This is a genomic window from Thermomonas sp., from assembly GCF_035369645.1.
GTDB lineage: Bacteria > Pseudomonadota > Gammaproteobacteria > Xanthomonadales > Xanthomonadaceae > Thermomonas.
In genome coordinates this window covers 1-16691 of the sequence record NZ_DAOOUM010000049.1, presented here as the reverse complement: position 1 = coordinate 16691, position 16691 = coordinate 1, and the positions used below count along the sequence as shown (strand labels likewise).

Here is a 16691-nt window from a genome sequence, read left to right as displayed (position 1 = left end):
GTGCGGCAGCAGCGCGCATACCAACGCAGCAAGCCGCGTGGCCCCAGCGACATGCAGGCCAATTGATCCAGCCCCTGGGTGAAGTGCAGGCCATCCGGCGCCATCGCCACGATGTCGCTGCCGCCCGCAGCATCCAGCAACCCATCCCCACCCAACCAGCGCGCAAACGCCCGGCAATCGGCGCAATAGCAAGTGGCACGGATGTAGCTGCGGACAGGACTACATTCCCCCTGCACCTGTCCGCAACGGCATGACAGTTTCATTGAGCGCTCCGGTATCGCCAGTGGTGTTGACCCACGATACCCGATGCGGGCGGACAAAACGTCGCGCCCGCACCGCATCCGGTTCACCAAATACGCACGCGCTGTTCCGGTGGCAGGTACATCGCATCACCAGGCTTCACATCAAACGCCTTGTACCACGCATCGATATTGCGCAGGGGGCCATTGGCGCGGTACATCGATGGTGAATGTGGGTTGGTTTTGATCAGGTTGAGCAGGGCCTCATCGCGGTACTTGCCGCGCCACACTTGCGCCCACGACAAATAGAAGCGTTGGTCACCAGTGAGGCCGTCGACCACCGGCGCGGGCTTGCCCTTCAAGCTCAATTGATAGGCCGTGTAGGCCATCGACAAGCCGCCCAAATCGCCCAGATTTTCACCCATAGTCAGGCCGCCATTGACGCACTGGCCGGGTAGCGGGCAATAGCTGTTGTACTGCGCACCCAGCGCTTTGGTACGCGCGTCGAAACGGGCGCGGTCTTCGTCGGTCCACCAATTACGCTGGATGCCATCGGCATCGGATTTGCTGCCTTGGTCGTCGAAGCCGTGGCCCATTTCGTGGCCGATGACTGCACCGATGCCACCGTAGTTCACCGCAGGGTCGGCATGCACATCGAAGAACGGGGGCTGCAGAATGGCGGCCGGGAACACGATTTCGTTGAACGCCGAGTTGTAATAGGCGTTCACCGTCTGCGGCGTCATCCCCCACTCTTCGCGGTCGGTTTTTTTACCGACGCGGCGGTTTTGATCATCGCGGTTGAACTTGCGCAACGCCACTGCATTGGCGAACAGGTCACTGGCGGAAATAGTGACGCTGGAATAATCCTTCCACTTCGAGGGATAGCCAATTTTGGGGCGGAAGGTGGACAGTTTGCGGAAGGCTTCGGCCTTGGTGGTATCGCCCATCCAATCCAGTTGTTCGATGTTCTTGCGCAAGGCGGCGCGCAGGTTTTCGACCAGTTGATCCATCGCCACTTTGGCTTCTGGCTTGAAGTAGCGCGCCACGTACAACTCGCCCAGGGCTTCACCCAACCCATTGCTGGCACCCACCCGCGCCAGCGCGCGCTTCCAGTCTTCGCGCTGCGCCTTTTGCCCGCCTAGCACTTTGCCATTGAATTCGAATGCGGCGGCATCGATTTGGCTGCTGAGCAAGTCCGCATTGCCGTCGATGGCGTGGAAGCTGAGGTAATCGCGCCAGGTTGCCAGCGGAGTGGCGTTGAGGATGTCGATCACCGGCTGGATCACATCCGGCGTGCTGATATTCAATTTATCCGGTTGCGGTAAGCCCTGCGCGCGCAACTGCGCGGCCCAATCGTAGCCGGGGTATTTTTGCTGCAAGTCGGCAAAGGTGACCACGTTGTAGGTCTTGTCGCGGTCACGCAACTTCACCCTATCCCACTGCGGTTTGGCCAGCGCGGTTTCCAGCGCCAAGATCGCATCGGCGCGCGCTTTGGCATCGGCACCGCTCACCCCAGCAAAGCCCAGCATGCGCTGGATATGGGCCACGTAGGCTTCGCGAATTTTGACGAAACGCGGATCTGGGTTGAGGTAATAGTCGCGGTCGGGCAGGCCCAGCCCGCCCACACCCAGCCCCACTTGGTAGCTGTTTGGGTCTTTGCGATCGATGCCCAGATACAAGCCAAACGGTGCAGCACTGCCATCGATACCGGCGTTGCCAAACGCGGCGATCAGCTTGTCTTTGGAATCAATTGCGGCAATCTTGTTCAACACCGGTTGCAGCGGCTTGATCCCGGCCGCATCGCGCGCCGCACGATCCATGTAGCTGGCGTAATAGTCGCGCAGCTTGCGGCCATTGCTGCCTGCGGGCAAATCTTTGCGTGCCAGCAATGCTTGCATCAGAGTGCGGGTTTGTTCTTCCGCGCGGTCACGCAGCGCATTGAACGAGCCATAGCTGGTCTCGTAATCCTTCAACTGATAGGTATCGATCCAATGCCCGCTGGCATAGCGATTGAAGTCATCGCCCGGTTTCACCGAAGTGTCACGCGAAGTCAAATCCACCCCGAAGCTGCCCAGCTGCGGCTTGGACGCCGGCCCTGCGGCCAGAGCGGCCATGCTGGTGATGGACAACGCGGCAGCAATGCCGAAACTCAACAGTAAACGCTTCATGCAACCCATCCGGTAACGAAGAATCTTCAAGCCTAGCCACTGCACGCCGCGCATGCCTGTGCCGTTGGTCGTCCTTGCCCGCCTTCCGGCACTGTTTGGGTGCAGCCAAGTTCCATAATGTGACCGATTCGTCAGCCTCTGGAACCCCACCATGCGCCACACCCTGCTTGCCCTGTCGATCACCACCCTGTTGGCTGGCTGCACCGGCCCAGCGGCCACAGATGCGCCGGCCACAACCGCCGCAGCCACCGCCGGCGATAGCGCCGTCAATGCCAAGTTTGATGCGTTGTCGAAGAAAGCGGTGGACACGTGGATGCGGCATTCCCCGGTAAGCGCCACCCAGACCGGCGACCACCGGTTTGATAGCGAACTGGATGATTTGAGCGCTGCCGGCCGCAAGGCCACGCTGGATGCCAACAAAGCCTTGCTGGTGGAACTGGACGCCATTGATACCCGCAAGCTGGCGCGCCAAAATCAAGTGGATGCCGCGCTTTTACGCAGTCAATTGCAATCGGGCATCTGGGATGCCGAGGTGATGCAAAGCTGGGCGTGGGATCCGCAGGTGTATGGCGGCTTGGCCGGTAGCGCCATCTACGGCCTGATGGCACGCGAGTTTGCCCCGCTGCCCGTGCGCATCCAAGCGGCCACCGCGCGCATGGAAAAACTGCCAGCCCTGTTTGCGCAAGCGCGTGAAAACCTTGACCCCGCGCGCGTGCCCAAGGTGCATGCCGAAACCGTGGCCAAGCAAAATGCCGGCATCCTCTCCATCGTCGACACCTTCATCACCCCGCATCTGGGCGAGCTACCCAAAGCACAGGCCGACCGCACCCGCGCCGCCATCGACACATTGAAAAAAGCCGTGGCCGAACAGCAAACATGGCTGGATAAAACTTTGGTGCCCAATGCCAAGGGCGACTTCCGCATTGGTGCAGAAAAATACGACCAGAAACTGAAATTTGCGCTGTCGTCATCGCTCTCGCGTGCCGACATCAAACAACGTGCGGAAGGTGAAATGCAGCGCGTGCGCGGGGTGATGTACGGCATCGCGCAGAGCGTGCTCAAAGACAAACCGGGCGCGCCGGCTCTGCCCGACAAGCCCACCGACGCACAACAGCAAACAGCCATCGAAGCCGCACTGGCATTGGCCTATGCAGATCACCCCGCACGCAACAAGGTGGTGGACGATGCCAAAGCCTCGCTGAAATCCGCCACCGACTTTGTGCGCGAAAAAGACCTGGTCACCCTGCCCGACTCGCCGGTGGATGTGATCTTGATGCCCGAGTTCCAACGCGGCGTGGCGGTGGCCTATTGCGACTCACCTGGCCCGTTGGACAAAAACCTGAAGACCTTCTACGCGATCTCACCGATCCCCGACGACTGGTCGCAGGCGCAGTCTGACTCGTTCTTACGCGAATACAACGGCAAGATGATCCACCTGCTATCGATCCATGAAGGCATCCCCGGCCACTATCTGGAAGGCTGGCACTCGGCCAAATACCCATCGGTACTGCGCGGCGTGCTGCGCTCGGGCCTGTTTGCCGAAGGCTGGGCGGTGTACACCGAACGCATGATGCAAGAGCAGGGCTATCTGAATAACGACCCGCTATTCCATCTGGTGCAGCTCAAGTTCTACCTGCGCACCATCGCCAATGCCCTGCTCGATCAAGGCGTGCATGTGGATAATTGGAGCCGCGAGCAGGCCATGCATTTGATGACCCACGATGCCTTCCAGCAAGAAAGCGAAGCCGCCGGAAAATGGACCCGCGCGCAATTGTCATCGGCGCAACTGCCCACCTATTTTGTGGGCGCGCAAGAGCAGTTTGATTTGCGTGATGCGGTGAAGAAGCAACAGGGCGCGAAGTTCAACCTGAAGGCGTACCACGACCAAGTGCTGTCCTATGGCGCGCCACCGGTGCGCTATGTGCGGGAGTTGATGTTGAACGAGCCGATTCACTGAGCCCTCTCCCGCCCTGCGGGTACCCTCTCCCGCACGCGGGAGAGGGAAGTGCGTCACGGCTCCTGTGTATTTTTTACACCGCCGCCGTCACCACGATTTCCACCTTCCATGCCGGGTTGGCCAGTTTGGCTTCCACCGTGGCGCGTGCCGGTGCATTGCCCGCCACCACCCACGCATCCCAAGCGCGGTTCATCCCTGCAAAATCGTTGATATCGGCCAAGAAAATCTGCGCACGCAGGATTTTGGTTTTATCACTGCCCGCACGCGCCAGCAGATCATCGATCGCCGCCAATACTTCAGCGGTTTGCACCTCGATATCGGCATCTAGCGTTTCCGGGATCTGCCCGGCCAGATACACGATGCCCGCGTGGATGCTGGCTTCCGACATGCGCGCGCCGGGGTCAAGACGTTGGATCATGGGGGTACTCCGTGGTGGGAAGTTGCACCTTACGGAGATTTTCAAATATGAACCAGCGGACTCTGCTCAGTCCTCGTCCATATCCCCCACAGCGTCCAGGTCGGCAGCATCGGCCAGATAGCCCAGCAGCTCGCCCGGGCTGCATTCCAGCACTGCGCAGAACTTGGCCAAGGTGCGGAAGCGAATCCCCTTGACCTTGCCGCCGCGAAACAGTGAGAGCTGGGTTTCGCTGATGCCCACGCGCGCGGCCAGCTCCCGCGCCTTCATCCCACGACGGGTCAGCACCGCGTCCAAGGTCACCTGGATCGGCATCAGAGGATCTCGTCCAATTCGGCCTGCAGGTCACGCGCCTGGTCCACCACGCTGGCCAGCAAGAGCAGTGCGGCCCCCACCACGCCCAACACGATGCCCGACAAATCAAAATAGGCGTAGCCGCCATGCCCGCCTACGATCCAGCGCGACAGATTGGTGATGGCAAACACGTTGAGCAGCGCCCCCAGCAACACGCCTGCGCCCATGTGGCGCATCGCGGTGGCAATGGTGGGATGAAACATTTGCCCCGCTGCCAGCCCCGCCAGCGCCCGTTGCACCGCCCACAGCGCCCACAGATAGCCCAGCGCCGGCAGCAAGCGCACCAGCGACAACAGCATCGTGTCGGGCGCAGCCACGCCCTGCATCCATGGCAACCCGCCCAGGCCCAACCCCAGTACCAGGCACAGGCCGATGAGCACGCTCAGGGTGGCCATGCGCAGCAGGCGGCAATCACGGCGAAATCGATGTTGGTGCAGCATCATGAAATTCCAATTTTTAAGTTTGACTTAAAGTTTTTTCTATCCTATAACTTTATCCCAGACTTAAAGTTTCAGGAAGCATCCGCATGCTCCGCACGCATCCAACCCTTGCCATCGAGACCCAAGGCCTGACCCGCCGCTTCGGCCAACAACTGGCCGTGGACGGCATCAGCATGCACGTCCCCGCACGCAGCATCTACGGGTTTTTGGGCCGCAATGGCGCCGGTAAAACCACCACCATCAAGCTGCTGCTGGGCCTGTTGCAAGCCGATGCTGGTTGCGCATGGGTGGCCGGGATCGACATCGCCCAACACCGGCAGGCCGCCGCACGCAAGATCGGTGCGCTGCTGGAGGCACATGGCTTTTACGGCAACCTCAGTGGCCGCGAGAACCTCGACCTGTGCCGGCGGCTGTTGGGCCTGCCCACCAGCGAGATCGACCGTGTGCTGGACGTCACCGACATGGCTGCTCATGCCCGCAAGCGGGTGGCGGATTTTTCGCTGGGGATGCGGCAACGACTGGGACTGGCGCGGGCGATGCTGGGCGCACCGCCAATCCTGATGTTGGATGAGCCCACCAACGGGCTGGACCCGGACGGGATTGCCGATATGCGCACGTTGTTGCGGGCATTGCCCGAGCGCGCAGGCACCACCGTGCTGGTGTCCAGCCATTTGCTGGGCGAAGTGGAACAGATCGCCACCCATATCGGCATCCTCAACCAAGGACGCTTGGTGCTGGAAGGCGCGTTGGCTGCGCTCAAGGCCGAGGTCGGGCACGAGGTTGCGTTGGCCGTGGGCGATCCCGAGCGTGCCTGCGCGCTCGCCCATGCCAAAGGCTTTGCGGTCAGCCGCGATGCCGATGCGCTGATCGCACGCTTTGCCGCAAGCGAAAACCCGCGCGACGCCACCGCCGCACTCACCCGGCTGCTGTGCCTGGAAGGCGTTGACATCCACGCCGTCACCCCGCGCCAGCACTCGCTGGAAGCCCTCTACCACCGCAATGCACACCCCGCGCAATAAGGCCGACGCCGATGACGACGCTCCCCACCCCAGCATTCACCACGGCCCTCGCGGTGGAGGCCTGCAAACTGCGGCGCTCGCTGGCATTGCTGTTGGCCGGCGTGGCACCGCTGTTGATTGCGGTGTTCGTGTTCTTCAACCTGCTGCAAATGCGCAAGCCGATGCCGTGGACCATGGCGCTGCAATCAGCGGTTGGCATCTGGGCGTTTTTCATGCTGCCGATGAGCGTGACCGCGCTCACCGCACTGATAGCGCATACCGAGCATGGCCCACGCAGTTGGGACTACCTGCGCGCACTGCCGCTGCCGCGCTGGCATGTGTATGCCGCCAAAGTGGTGTGTGCCTTGGCCATTGTGGCCGGGATGAGCCTGTTGCTGGCGCTGCTGGCACCGCTGTCGGTGCAATTGGCGGGCGGATGGGCGCCGGCACTGGCCGCCACGGGGCCACGCGATATCGCACCCTTTTTGCTACTGCTGGGCCGCGTGTTTGTGGCGGCGTGGCTGTTGATCGCCATGCAGCTGTGGGTCGCGCTGCGCCATGCCAGTTTCGTGCCTGCCTTGGCCGTCGGCATCGGTGGCACCTTCTTCGCGGTGGTCGCCACCTCGGCCAAAATCGGCATGTTGCTGCCGTGGCAACTCCCGGTGAATCAGCTTGCCAGCGACCCGCAACGCGCGCAGCTCACCCTGCTGCTGGGCGCACTGGGCGGCGTGACGGTGTTTGTGTTGATGTTGTGGCGGATGGGGCGGCGTGAGGTCATCAACTAAATGGTTAAATGCGCCAACGCAAATGTCAGCGCCGCGTTCACTGCTACGGCTTGCGCCAGATTGCATTGCGCGGGGCTGGCGCGGGGGCTGTCGGGGTAGACCTCGGTGGTGGTGGTGTAGCGCGCGCCGGTGATGCCGGCACACAGGCCCAGTTTGACCAGTGGGTATTCGATGACGCCGGGGGCCACCACCGTTGAACCGATGATGGTGCCGTCGGGGTCGGCGGGGGCGATGTGGGTCACCTTGGCCACGTCGGCATTGATGGCGTGTTGGAAGGCCGGCTGCGGGTTTTCGCTGTCATCGACCAGATAGAAGCCATCCGGAATCGTGCCCGGTTCATATGGTTTACCGTCGCGTGCGGCCAGTGCCGGGCGGAATTCGGCTTCATCGGTATCGGTGGTTTCGTGCAAATCAATATGCACGATGCACTTGCCGCGCAAGGGTTGAATCAAGTCCCACAGCGCCTTGGATTCTCCGCATGGGCTGTTGGCCACAAAGTTGCGGTTGGGGTCCAGCGCATGCGGGTTCCAGCGATGGATGCGCTCGTATGCCCACGGCGACACGCAGGGTGCAATCAATAAATTTAATTGGCCTTCAAATGCATCCGCATAGTCCCGCGCGAATAACAGCGCGCCGTGTACGCCGCTGGTTTCGTAACCATGCACGCCGCCCGTCACCAAAGCGACCGGCAGCGCATCGTCCCAATATTTGCCACGCAAGGCATACAGCGGATAGCGGCCATCCTCGCCGTAGTCCAATTCGCCGTATTGCAAGACTTTGAACGTTTCCAAGAGCGCCTGAATTGGCCTTACCACTTCATCGGCATAACTGCGCTGTTTGGATTGCCGTGCGCGCCACTGGTTTTTTTCGGCATCGCCCCAAGGCACGCCGGGGGTGCCAAGGGGCTGGAAAGTCTGCGTAATCATGGCAAGTCCGTAGCGACATTTGCCATCACTCTAGCACTGCCGAAGTGGCTTACGAGCGCAGCGGTAGCAAGCGGATTTCGACGCGGCGATTGCGTGCGCGACCTTGCTCGGTGGCGTTATCGGCAATCGGGAAGCGTTTACCCATGCCGACGGTTTCGAGACGCTCGCGCTGCACACCTTGCGCCATCAAATAACTGGCCACCGCATTGGCGCGCTGTTCGGAAATACGTTGGTTGACCGCATCGCTACCCACATCGTCGGTATGCCCACTGACCTCGACAACGGTTTGGTTATATTCGCGCAGCGTATTGGCCACGGTATTGAGCGATGGGTAGAACTGCGGCTTGATATCGGTACGGTTGAAGTCGAAGGACACGCCATCGGGCAGGTTGAGTTTGATCACGTCCCCATCGCGACTGACGTCGATGCCGGTGCCGGCGGTTTCTCGGCGCAGCTCGGCTTCTTGCTTGTCTTGATAGTTGCCCACCGCGCCACCGGCCAGTGCGCCGATGCCTGCACCGACCATCGCATGTTGCCGGCGCTCCACCGCGCTGTCACCACTCAATAAACCCGCGGCCACACCGATGGCGGCACCGATCAAGGCACCGCGTTTGGCGCGTTGGTGCTGATCCACATCACTGCCTTGCGCGTCATAGGTTGCGCAGCCGGTGGCAAACGCGGCAAGACAAACGCCCAAGATAGCGATTTTGAACGGTTGGGTACGCATGCGTAGCTCCTTGCAGGGATGGGGAGTGAATGCTGCAAGGCTAGGCAAACGCAGGTGGCCGTAAGATGAATGGCAACGATGCGGTTAAGCCACGGTTGCATCTTGCAGTAGCGCCTGCGCCGCATCGGCGTCCAAGGGTGCATCCCAGCGCCCCATCATCGCCAGATACAACAGCTTGTCGAATTCTTCACCAAAGCGCCGAATCACCGCATCCGGGTCCGGGATCAGGCGGGCATCGGCGATCAAGCCAAAATGCACTTGCCCGCTATAACTGAGGATGGACAGGCCCAGCCCGATCGAACCGGTTTGCGGCACCCAGAACATCAAATCACGCAATGCGCAGCCCGCCATATACAAGGCCTGCTGCGGCCCCGGCACATTGGTGGCCACTGCGCTGGCTTTGCGGCTGAACATCTCCAGCGCCAATTCTTGCAGCGGTGGCGGGGCGATCCCCAGCGCGGCCAGCAGGCCATAGGCAACGATGGCTTGCCGCGATTGTTTGAGTTGGTTCATGCAATCGGCAACGCGCTCCAGCCTGCGCAGCGGATTGTCCTCGCCCACCGGCAGCTCTAAAAACACCAGACCAAAGTGGTTGCCTAATTTTTTGGCGTGCTCCAACGGGCGCAAGTTGACCGGCACGGTGGCGCGCAGGGTCATGCCGCTCACGTCTTCGCCGCGTTCCAGCATGTAGCCGCGCAGGGCACCGGCGGCGGCGGCCATCAGCACATCATTGACGGTGCAACCGCAGGCGCGGCCCACCGCTTTGACTTCTTCCAGATTCAGTGGCTCGGCCCAGGCCACCCGTTTGCTGACACCCAACCGCCCGCGCAGCAGCGACGGCGGGTCATCCGGCAGAGCCAGTGCATGCACCAATTCTTTGGCGATATCGCCGCCCTCTTTGGCCAGCAAACTGGCCAAGGACGGGTCTTGCATCATCGCCATGCCCTGCCCCAGCATCTTGCCGCCCAGCTTCATGTAGCGATCCATCGCGCCCACACGACGCGCCACCGGGGCGGCTTCGTGCTTCAGCCATGCTTTGTCCAACCGCGCCGATGCCACCGGCGCACGGCTGGTATCGGTCAAGGACAACAGCACTTGCACCAAGGCGATGCCATCGGCATAGCAATGATGGATGCGCGCAACCACGGCGCAGCCGCCTTGGTAGCGTTCGACCAAATGGAACTGCCAAAGTGGTTTGGTGGGGTCTAGCGGGCTGGAGGCCAGATTGCTGACGAAGCGTTCCAACGCACGCTTTTCGGAGGCCTTGCCGGGGCGGCCCGGCAAGCCCGACAGACGCACATGCCAATCCAGATCGAAGTCGGTGTCGTCCAGCCATTGCGCGCCAGTCGCGCTGTCCACTGGTTTTTGTCGGAACCGCGCGTAACTCAAAAAACGCTGCTGGATGACCTTTTTCAACTGCTGCAGCGACATCGCGTCTGCAAACATCAGCACGCCGGTGATCATCATCGGGTTGGTGGGCCGCTCCATCCGCAACCAAGCCGTATCCACCCGTGACATCGCCTCACGCTTGGGGCGTGGCGCGCTGTCGCCGGGATTTGTGCGCTTCAGACGCGGCTTTGCGGCGGTTGCTGCAAGTGTGGTTGCGGATGTTGCTGTGGGCTTCGCTGCGGCCATCCAAATTCTCCCCTTCGTGCTGGCGAGTGAATCACGCGCACCCCGCAGGGTCAACGCAGGCTGGGATCAACGCAAATTAGGGCCGCCGATATATTCGCGCGGAATACGCTCGTTGAAACGGGTCAAGATTTCATAGCCAATCGTCTGCGCCCACGCCGCCACATCTTCCACGGTGAGGCTTGCAGCGCCTTGCTGGCCGATCAACACCACATCGTCTTCGATATAAGCACTGCCCTGCGGCCCCAGATCCACCATGAACTGATCCATGCACAGGCGGCCCACGATGGGATGGCGCTGGCCGCGAATCAAGACCTCGCCACAGTTGGACAACGCCCGTGGATAGCCATCGCCATAGCCAATCGGCACGGTGACGATGTGGGTGTCTTGCTGCGGTGCCCACGTTGCCCCGTAACTGACCGTGCTGCCCGCCTTGACCACTTTGAAGTACACCACCTGCGACAGTAGCGACAATGCCGGCCGGATAGCCACGCTGCGCCGCGCCTGCGGGTCTGGCAGCACGCCGTACAGCATGATCCCGGGGCGCACCATATCCAGCCACGTCTGCGGAAAATGCAGTACGCCGCCGGAATTGGCCAAATGGCGAATGGGCATCGGCGCACCGATCCGTTCGAAATGCGCGCACGCCTGCTGGAAGCGTTCCAGCTGCTGCAAGGTCATCGGCGAATCCGGATCATCGGCACAGGCCAGATGCGAATACACACCCTTCAGCACGCACCACTGCGATGCCACGGCAGCCTCGATAAACGGTGCGCACGAATAACTATGCACGCCGATGCGCTCCATCCCGGTGTCGATCTTGAGATGGATCACCGCCTTGCGGCCCAGCCGCGCTGCGGCAGCTTCAACCTTGCGTAGTTTGTCCAGCGAAGACACCGTGATTTCCAGATCGTGCTGGATCAACTGGCTGACTTGTCGCCCCAAAATGCCGCCCAGCACCAACACCGGCACGGTGATGCCGGCGCGCCGCAGGGTCAGGGCTTCTTCGGCAAATGCCACCCCCAACTGCTTGATACCCTGCGCTTGCAAATGGTGCGCCACCGGCACCAATCCGTGGCCGTAGGCATTGGCCTTGACGATGGCCATCACCGGCACCCCCACGTGTGCGCGGATGGCGTGCAGGTTATGGCTCAGCGCATCCAGATCCACCACGATGCGGGTGGGGCGCTGGCTCATGGTTTCGCTCATGGCTGATCCTGCTTATTCGTAATGACCCACGGTATCGTGCGCCAGATTGTCAAAGCGGGTGTACTCGCCAAAGAATTTCAGCTTGAAGCTGCCAGTGGGGCCATTACGCTGCTTGCCAATGATGATTTCGGCCAGCCCTTTATCGGGTGAATTTTCCTTGTTGTAGTAGTCGTCGCGATAAATGAACACGATCATGTCGGCGTCTTGCTCGATCGCACCCGACTCGCGCAGGTCGGCCATCACCGGGCGTTTGTCGGTACGGGTTTCCAACGACCGGTTGAGCTGCGAGAGCGCGATCACCGGCACGTTCAATTCTTTGGCCAAGCCTTTCAATGCACGGCTAATTTCCGAAATTTCGGTGGCGCGGTTTTCGTTATTGCCAGGCACCGCCATCAGCTGTAAATAGTCGATCACGATCAAGCCCAAATCATGCTCGCGCTTGAGCCGACGCGCCTTGGCACGTAACACATCGGGCGACAGGCCTGGGGTATCGTCGATGAAAATCTTGATCCCGTTCATCTGCGTGATCGCGCCGGTGACGCGGCTCCAATCTTCCTCTTCCAGATCGCCAGTGCGCAGGCGGGTGGCATTGACCCGGCCCAAGGATGAGATCAGTCGCAGTGCCAATTGCGAGGCCGACATTTCCATCGAAAACACGGCCACCGCTTTTTTGGATTTGATTGCTCCAAATTCGGCAATGTTCAACGCGAAGGTGGTTTTACCCATCGCCGGGCGCGCAGCCAAGATGACCAAATCGGTGGGCTGTAACCCGGCGGTCATCTGGTCAAACTCGACATAGCCAGTTGGCAGGCCAGTCACCCCGCTGCCGTTTTCGGCACGCTTTTGCAACACATCAAACGCCTCGTTCAAGGCCCGTTTGATGGGTACAAAATCCTGCCGCCCGCGTGAGTGGCTTTCGGCGATTGCAAATACATCTTGTTCGGCCTTGGCCAGCAGTTCAGCCGAGTCGCGTCCTTCCGGCTGAAAGCCGTCGTTGACAATCGCGGTACCGACTTCGATCAATCGGCGTTGCACCGCCTTGTCGCGGACGATTTCAGCGTAAGCCTTGATATTGGCGGCGCTGGGCGTGCTGGCGGCCAGCTCGACCAGATACGCGCCACCGGCCACTTGCTCGGCGATGCCTTGCGAATCAAACCATTCGCCCACCGTCACCGCATCGCAAGGGCGGTTTTTTTCGACCAATTCGCGGATCGCGCGATAGATTAGATGGTGATCGCGCCGATAAAAATCCTCTGCGTTGAGCTGGTCGGCCACGCGGTCGAACGCGGACGGATCCAGCATCAAGCCCCCCAGCACCGCCTGCTCGGCATCCACCGATTGTGGCGGCACCCGCAGCTGCTCGACTCGCTGTTCGTTACGGGTCTGAAAACTGGCATCGGACCGAAACCCTGATTTACCGCTCATCGACGCATCGGCTCCTTTGGTTGATGTTTCAGGCCCGCCATTGGCACTGCCCAATACACAGTGTGCAAGCCTGTCATCGTAGGCCGAATTGGGAGATATGCGTTGCAGACAAGTCGGTGGATATCGTGTGGATAACCTGTCTCAACGATTGCGACACTGCCCGCTTTCGCACACCTACGCACGTGCAGGCTGCGGCACAAACGAAACGAGCGCCTTGCGGCGCCCGTCTCAAACCGCCACCAGCATGGCAGGTTTAGGCGGCTTCCGGCACCACCACCACTTTGACCGTGGTGTTGACGTCGGCATGCAGATGCACATGCACTTCGAACTCGCCGGTGTGGCGCAGCGGACCTTCACCCATCACCACTTCGGCCTTGTTCACGTCCACGCCCAGCTGCTTGGTCAGGGCTTCGGCGATTTCGCGCGGGCCCACCGAGCCGTACAGTTTGCCTTCGGTAGAGGCATTGGCGGCCACGGTCACGCTGGCATCGGCCAACTTGGCTTGACGGCTGTTGGCGGCATCCAAGGAAGCGGCAGCCTTGGCTTCGTAATCGGCGCGCTTGGCTTCAAACTCAGCCAAATTTGCAGCGGTGGCCGGCACGGCCTTGCCCTGCGGCACCAAGAAGTTGCGCCCGTAACCCGGCTTCACGTCCACCTTGTCACCTAGGTTGCCTAGGTTGGTGACTTTTTGCAGAAGAATCAATTGCATGGTCTTGCTCCGTATTCGTTAGCGATGCCTGAGCACCGCAACGGTTGCTGTCCGAATGGATCGGGATTGAAAAGCCTTCCCCTTGCCGGGGAAGTAAAAGCGCATCAGACGTTGTGATTGTCCGTGTACGGGATCAGCGCCAAAAAACGTGCGCGCTTGACCGCAGCTTGCAGCTGACGCTGATAACGGGACTTGGTGCCGGTGATGCGGCTGGGTACGATCTTGCCGGTTTCGGTCAGGTACTGGCGCAGGGTATTGAGATCCTTGTAGTCGATCTCGGTCACGCCTTCGGCGGTGAATTTGCAGAACTTACGGCGACGGAAGAACTTGGACATGGGTGTGCTCCTTGAATGCGGGCTTAAACGGCTTCAACCGAATCGGAATCGCCAGTGCCCACGGCACTGTCGCTTTCGTCGTCACGGCGACGACGCTCGCCACGCTCGGGCTTGTCACCCTTCTCGTCCTTGTTCTTCATGATCAGCGACTGCTCGGTCACAGCGTCATCGCGACGCATCACCAAATGCCGCAGGATGGCATCATTGAAGCGGAAGCCATCAACCATTTCGTCCAACACGGCCTGTTCGGCTTCGATGTTGAGCAGCACGTAATGGGCCTTGACCAGGTTCTGGATTGGGTAGGCCAATTGGCGGCGGCCCCAGTCTTCCAAACGGTGAATTTTGCCGTTGCCCGCTTCGATCGCGCTCTTGTAGCGTTCGATCATTGCCGGGACTTGCTCGCTCTGATCCGGATGGACCAGAAACACGATTTCGTAATGACGCATAGTGATTTCCTCGTGGATGTCGCCGGCGGGATGCCGGTCGATTAGCCCTCGGCCACCGGTCGCGAAGATCCTGACTGGCGCGTTCGGGCGAGCTCCCAACGGGTGGGAGCCGGCCATTATGCGCAATCTGCAAGACAATCGCAAATTCAATGGCTTGTAATGCAAGACCCCCTGACGCCCGGCGAGCGACAACGGTAAGCTGTGCGCATGCAACGCTTCGGACATGTCATCGGCCCAACCTGTGGCAATGCCAGCAGCACACGCTGGCTGCCGGTGTTTGACCCCGCCACCGCGCAACCCGTTGCCGAAGTCGCCGCCGGCGATGCCAGCACAGTGACCACCGCCATTGCCGCCGCCAGCGCCGCCGCCCCGGCGTGGGCTGCGCTGCGGCACAGCGAACGTGCGCGCCACTTGGAGCGCTTGGCCGATGCACTAGAAGCACGCCTCGACGCCTTCGCCCATGCCGAAGCCGTCGATGCCGGCAAGCCCTTGGGATTGGCGCGTGATATCGAAATCCCGCGTGCGGTCAGCAATCTGCGCTTTTTCGCGCATGCCGCCACCCAGTTTTCCAGCGAATCACACCATGGCGAGGCCGGACTGAACTACACCTTGCGCCAGCCGCTGGGCGTGGTGGCCTGCATCAGCCCGTGGAATCTGCCGCTGTATTTGTTCACCTGGAAAATCGCGCCCGCACTGGCCGCCGGCAACACGGTGGTGGCCAAGCCATCGGAAATCACCCCCGCCACCGCCACCCTGCTAGGTGAGCTGGCACTGGAGATCGGCCTGCCGCCGGGCGTGCTCAACATCGTGCATGGCCTTGGCCCGGAAGTGGGCGAACCCTTGGTCAGCCACGCGCAGGTCAAGGCAGTGTCGTTTACCGGCAGCACCACCGTGGGTCGGCGCATTGCCGGGATAACCGGCCCGTTGCTGAAAAAAGTCTCACTGGAACTGGGCGGTAAAAACGCGACCTTGGTGTTTGCCGATAGCGACTGGCGCGCACAACTCGACACGCTGGTGCGCAGCGCTTTCCAGAACAGCGGGCAAATTTGCCTGTGCGGCTCGCGGGTCTTGGTCGAGCGCAGTCTCTACGCCGAGTTTCGCGATGCCTTCGTCGAACGCGCGCGCGCATTGCGCCTTGGTGCGCCGCTGGACGCCGGTACGCAGCTTGGGCCGATGGTGTCGCAGGCACATTTCAACAAGGTGATGGCCGCCATCGACCGTGCCCGCACCGAAGGCGGTCGCGTGCTGTGCGGCGGCGAAGCAGTGGATCGCCCCGGCTGGTTCATCGCACCCACCGTGCTCGAAGGCCTCGGCCCGGACTGCGCGACCAATCGCGAGGAAATTTTCGGCCCGGTGGTCACCTTGCAAGCATTCGACGATGACAACGACGCACTGACATTGGCCAACGCCTCCGACTACGGCCTTGTCGCCAGCGTATGGACACGCGACCTGACCCGCGCCCACCGCCTCGCCGCACAACTGCGCACCGGCATCGTCTGGATCAACACCTGGCTGATGCGCGACCTGCGCACCCCATTCGGCGGCACCAATGCCTCCGGGCTAGGCCGCGAAGGCGGGCTGGAGGCGATGCGGTTTTTCAGCGAAACCCGCAATGTCTGTATCGCCCTGCCCCCACAGATTTTTCAAGCTTGAGTAAGGTTCCCATGAAAAAAACACTTGAAGCCCTCCTGCGCAACAACCAGGACTGGGCGGCGCGGGTCACGTTGGAAGACCCCACATTTTTTGAACGTCTATCCAAGCAGCAAGCCCCGCAATATCTGTGGATTGGTTGCTCGGATTCGCGGGTGCCGGCCAACCAGATCATGGGATTGGCGCCGGGTGAAGTGTTCGTGCATCGCAATATCGCCAATGTGATGGTGCATACCGACCTCAACTGCATGTCCACGATTCAATTTGCGGTGGATG

The 16691-nt window shown here is 61.0% G+C and carries 18 protein-coding genes; 5 read left to right on the top strand and 13 right to left on the bottom strand.

The features are described from left to right. A partial coding sequence (locus tag PK789_RS09630; RefSeq protein ID WP_324308541.1) for a DUF6151 family protein occupies positions 1 to 263 on the bottom strand: 263 nt, incomplete at its 3' end. A gap of 83 nt (positions 264 to 346) precedes the next feature. Beyond that, entirely contained in the window at positions 347 to 2407 is a 2061-nt protein-coding gene (locus tag PK789_RS09625) for a M13 family metallopeptidase (RefSeq protein ID WP_324308540.1), read from the bottom strand. Positions 2408 to 2558: 151 nt separating this feature from the next. On the opposite strand from PK789_RS09625, the gene PK789_RS09620 reads away from it, so the two are divergent. Further along, positions 2559 to 4364 (top strand): DUF885 domain-containing protein, encoded by a 1806-nt coding sequence (locus PK789_RS09620; RefSeq protein WP_324308539.1) that lies wholly within the window; start codon positions 2559 to 2561, stop codon positions 4362 to 4364. A gap of 73 nt (positions 4365 to 4437) precedes the next feature. Here PK789_RS09620 and PK789_RS09615 read toward each other — a convergent pair whose 3' ends face one another. The 3 genes from PK789_RS09615 to PK789_RS09605 form a co-directional block, all read right to left on the bottom strand. Next, on the bottom strand, positions 4438 to 4782 hold the full coding sequence (locus PK789_RS09615; protein WP_324308538.1) for a RidA family protein: 345 nt from the start codon (positions 4780 to 4782) through the stop codon (positions 4438 to 4440). Between the two features lie 66 nt (positions 4783 to 4848). Then, positions 4849 to 5094: a helix-turn-helix domain-containing protein gene (locus PK789_RS09610; RefSeq protein WP_324308537.1), complete on the bottom strand. Its 246-nt coding sequence runs from the start codon at positions 5092 to 5094 to the stop codon at positions 4849 to 4851. Further along, positions 5094 to 5528 (bottom strand): DUF2975 domain-containing protein, encoded by a 435-nt coding sequence (locus tag PK789_RS09605; RefSeq protein WP_324308536.1) that lies wholly within the window; start codon positions 5526 to 5528, stop codon positions 5094 to 5096. Before PK789_RS09605 ends, PK789_RS09610 begins: the two co-directional genes overlap by 1 nt. A 131-nt stretch (positions 5529 to 5659) precedes the next feature. Between PK789_RS09605 and PK789_RS09600 the strand changes: the two genes are divergently transcribed. Together PK789_RS09600 and PK789_RS09595 are read left to right on the top strand one after the other, a co-directional pair. Then, positions 5660 to 6592, top strand: coding sequence for an ABC transporter ATP-binding protein (locus PK789_RS09600; RefSeq protein ID WP_324308535.1), 933 nt, complete (start codon positions 5660 to 5662; stop codon positions 6590 to 6592). Between the two features lie 11 nt (positions 6593 to 6603). Then, positions 6604 to 7356: an ABC transporter permease gene (locus PK789_RS09595; protein ID WP_324308534.1), complete on the top strand. Its 753-nt coding sequence runs from the start codon at positions 6604 to 6606 to the stop codon at positions 7354 to 7356. Here the strand turns inward: PK789_RS09595 and PK789_RS09590 are convergent. The 8 genes from PK789_RS09590 to rpsF all read right to left on the bottom strand — a co-directional run bounded on the left by PK789_RS09590 (position 7353) and on the right by rpsF (position 14765). Then, positions 7353 to 8282 carry a M14 family metallopeptidase gene (locus PK789_RS09590; protein WP_324308533.1) on the bottom strand — a complete coding sequence of 310 codons (930 nt, stop codon included), beginning with the start codon at positions 8280 to 8282 and terminating at the stop codon, positions 7353 to 7355. The two genes, PK789_RS09595 and PK789_RS09590, sit on opposite strands and share 4 nt — an antisense overlap. Before the next feature lie 49 nt (positions 8283 to 8331). Continuing rightward, positions 8332 to 9009: a YiaD family glycine zipper/OmpA-like lipoprotein gene (locus PK789_RS09585; protein ID WP_324308532.1), complete on the bottom strand. Its 678-nt coding sequence runs from the start codon at positions 9007 to 9009 to the stop codon at positions 8332 to 8334. Between the two features lie 84 nt (positions 9010 to 9093). After that, positions 9094 to 10644, bottom strand: a complete 1551-nt coding sequence (locus tag PK789_RS09580) for a WS/DGAT/MGAT family O-acyltransferase (protein WP_324308531.1) — start codon at positions 10642 to 10644, stop codon at positions 9094 to 9096. A 66-nt stretch (positions 10645 to 10710) separates the two neighbouring features. Beyond that, positions 10711 to 11850: an alanine racemase gene (gene alr, locus PK789_RS09575; protein ID WP_324308530.1), complete on the bottom strand. Its 1140-nt coding sequence runs from the start codon at positions 11848 to 11850 to the stop codon at positions 10711 to 10713. A gap of 12 nt (positions 11851 to 11862) precedes the next feature. Continuing rightward, on the bottom strand, positions 11863 to 13275 hold the full coding sequence (locus tag PK789_RS09570; RefSeq protein ID WP_324308529.1) for a replicative DNA helicase: 1413 nt from the start codon (positions 13273 to 13275) through the stop codon (positions 11863 to 11865). A 253-nt stretch (positions 13276 to 13528) separates the two neighbouring features. Beyond that, positions 13529 to 13984 carry a 50S ribosomal protein L9 gene (rplI, locus tag PK789_RS09565; protein ID WP_324308528.1) on the bottom strand — a complete coding sequence of 152 codons (456 nt, stop codon included), beginning with the start codon at positions 13982 to 13984 and terminating at the stop codon, positions 13529 to 13531. A 104-nt stretch (positions 13985 to 14088) separates the two neighbouring features. Continuing rightward, complete coding sequence (gene rpsR, locus PK789_RS09560) at positions 14089 to 14319, bottom strand: 30S ribosomal protein S18 (protein WP_223627477.1); 231 nt, start codon at positions 14317 to 14319, stop codon at positions 14089 to 14091. Between the two features lie 23 nt (positions 14320 to 14342). Beyond that, positions 14343 to 14765, bottom strand: a complete 423-nt coding sequence (gene rpsF / locus PK789_RS09555) for a 30S ribosomal protein S6 (protein ID WP_324308542.1) — start codon at positions 14763 to 14765, stop codon at positions 14343 to 14345. 207 nt (positions 14766 to 14972) lie between these two features. On the opposite strand from rpsF, the gene PK789_RS09550 reads away from it, so the two are divergent. Both PK789_RS09550 and PK789_RS09545 read left to right on the top strand, forming a co-directional pair. Beyond that, on the top strand, positions 14973 to 16418 hold the full coding sequence (locus PK789_RS09550) for an aldehyde dehydrogenase (RefSeq protein ID WP_324308527.1): 1446 nt from the start codon (positions 14973 to 14975) through the stop codon (positions 16416 to 16418). 11 nt (positions 16419 to 16429) lie between these two features. Continuing rightward, positions 16430 to 16691, top strand: a 262-nt coding sequence (locus tag PK789_RS09545; RefSeq protein ID WP_324308526.1) for a carbonic anhydrase, incomplete at its 3' end; no start/stop codon positions are given.

Bases quoted from the DNA above. Each gene is read 5' to 3' on its own strand.
- PK789_RS09625 (WP_324308540.1), bottom strand. From the start codon at position 2,407: ATGAAGCGTTTACTGTTGAGTTTCGGCATTGCTGCCGCGTTGTCCATC.
- PK789_RS09620 (WP_324308539.1), top strand. From the start codon at position 2,559: ATGCGCCACACCCTGCTTGCCCTGTCGATCACCACCCTGTTGGCTGGC.
- PK789_RS09615 (WP_324308538.1), bottom strand. From the start codon at position 4,782: ATGATCCAACGTCTTGACCCCGGCGCGCGCATGTCGGAAGCCAGCATC.
- PK789_RS09610 (WP_324308537.1), bottom strand. From the start codon at position 5,094: ATGCCGATCCAGGTGACCTTGGACGCGGTGCTGACCCGTCGTGGGATG.
- PK789_RS09605 (WP_324308536.1), bottom strand. From the start codon at position 5,528: ATGGCCACCCTGAGCGTGCTCATCGGCCTGTGCCTGGTACTGGGGTTG.
- PK789_RS09600 (WP_324308535.1), top strand. From the start codon at position 5,660: ATGCTCCGCACGCATCCAACCCTTGCCATCGAGACCCAAGGCCTGACC.
- PK789_RS09595 (WP_324308534.1), top strand. From the start codon at position 6,604: ATGACGACGCTCCCCACCCCAGCATTCACCACGGCCCTCGCGGTGGAG.
- PK789_RS09590 (WP_324308533.1), bottom strand. From the start codon at position 8,282: ATGATTACGCAGACTTTCCAGCCCCTTGGCACCCCCGGCGTGCCTTGG.
- PK789_RS09585 (WP_324308532.1), bottom strand. From the start codon at position 9,009: ATGCGTACCCAACCGTTCAAAATCGCTATCTTGGGCGTTTGTCTTGCC.
- PK789_RS09580 (WP_324308531.1), bottom strand. From the start codon at position 10,644: ATGGCCGCAGCGAAGCCCACAGCAACATCCGCAACCACACTTGCAGCA.
- alr (WP_324308530.1), bottom strand. From the start codon at position 11,850: ATGAGCGAAACCATGAGCCAGCGCCCCACCCGCATCGTGGTGGATCTG.
- PK789_RS09570 (WP_324308529.1), bottom strand. From the start codon at position 13,275: ATGAGCGGTAAATCAGGGTTTCGGTCCGATGCCAGTTTTCAGACCCGT.
- rplI (WP_324308528.1), bottom strand. From the start codon at position 13,984: ATGCAATTGATTCTTCTGCAAAAAGTCACCAACCTAGGCAACCTAGGT.
- rpsR (WP_223627477.1), bottom strand. From the start codon at position 14,319: ATGTCCAAGTTCTTCCGTCGCCGTAAGTTCTGCAAATTCACCGCCGAA.
- rpsF (WP_324308542.1), bottom strand. From the start codon at position 14,765: ATGCGTCATTACGAAATCGTGTTTCTGGTCCATCCGGATCAGAGCGAG.
- PK789_RS09550 (WP_324308527.1), top strand. From the start codon at position 14,973: ATGCAACGCTTCGGACATGTCATCGGCCCAACCTGTGGCAATGCCAGC.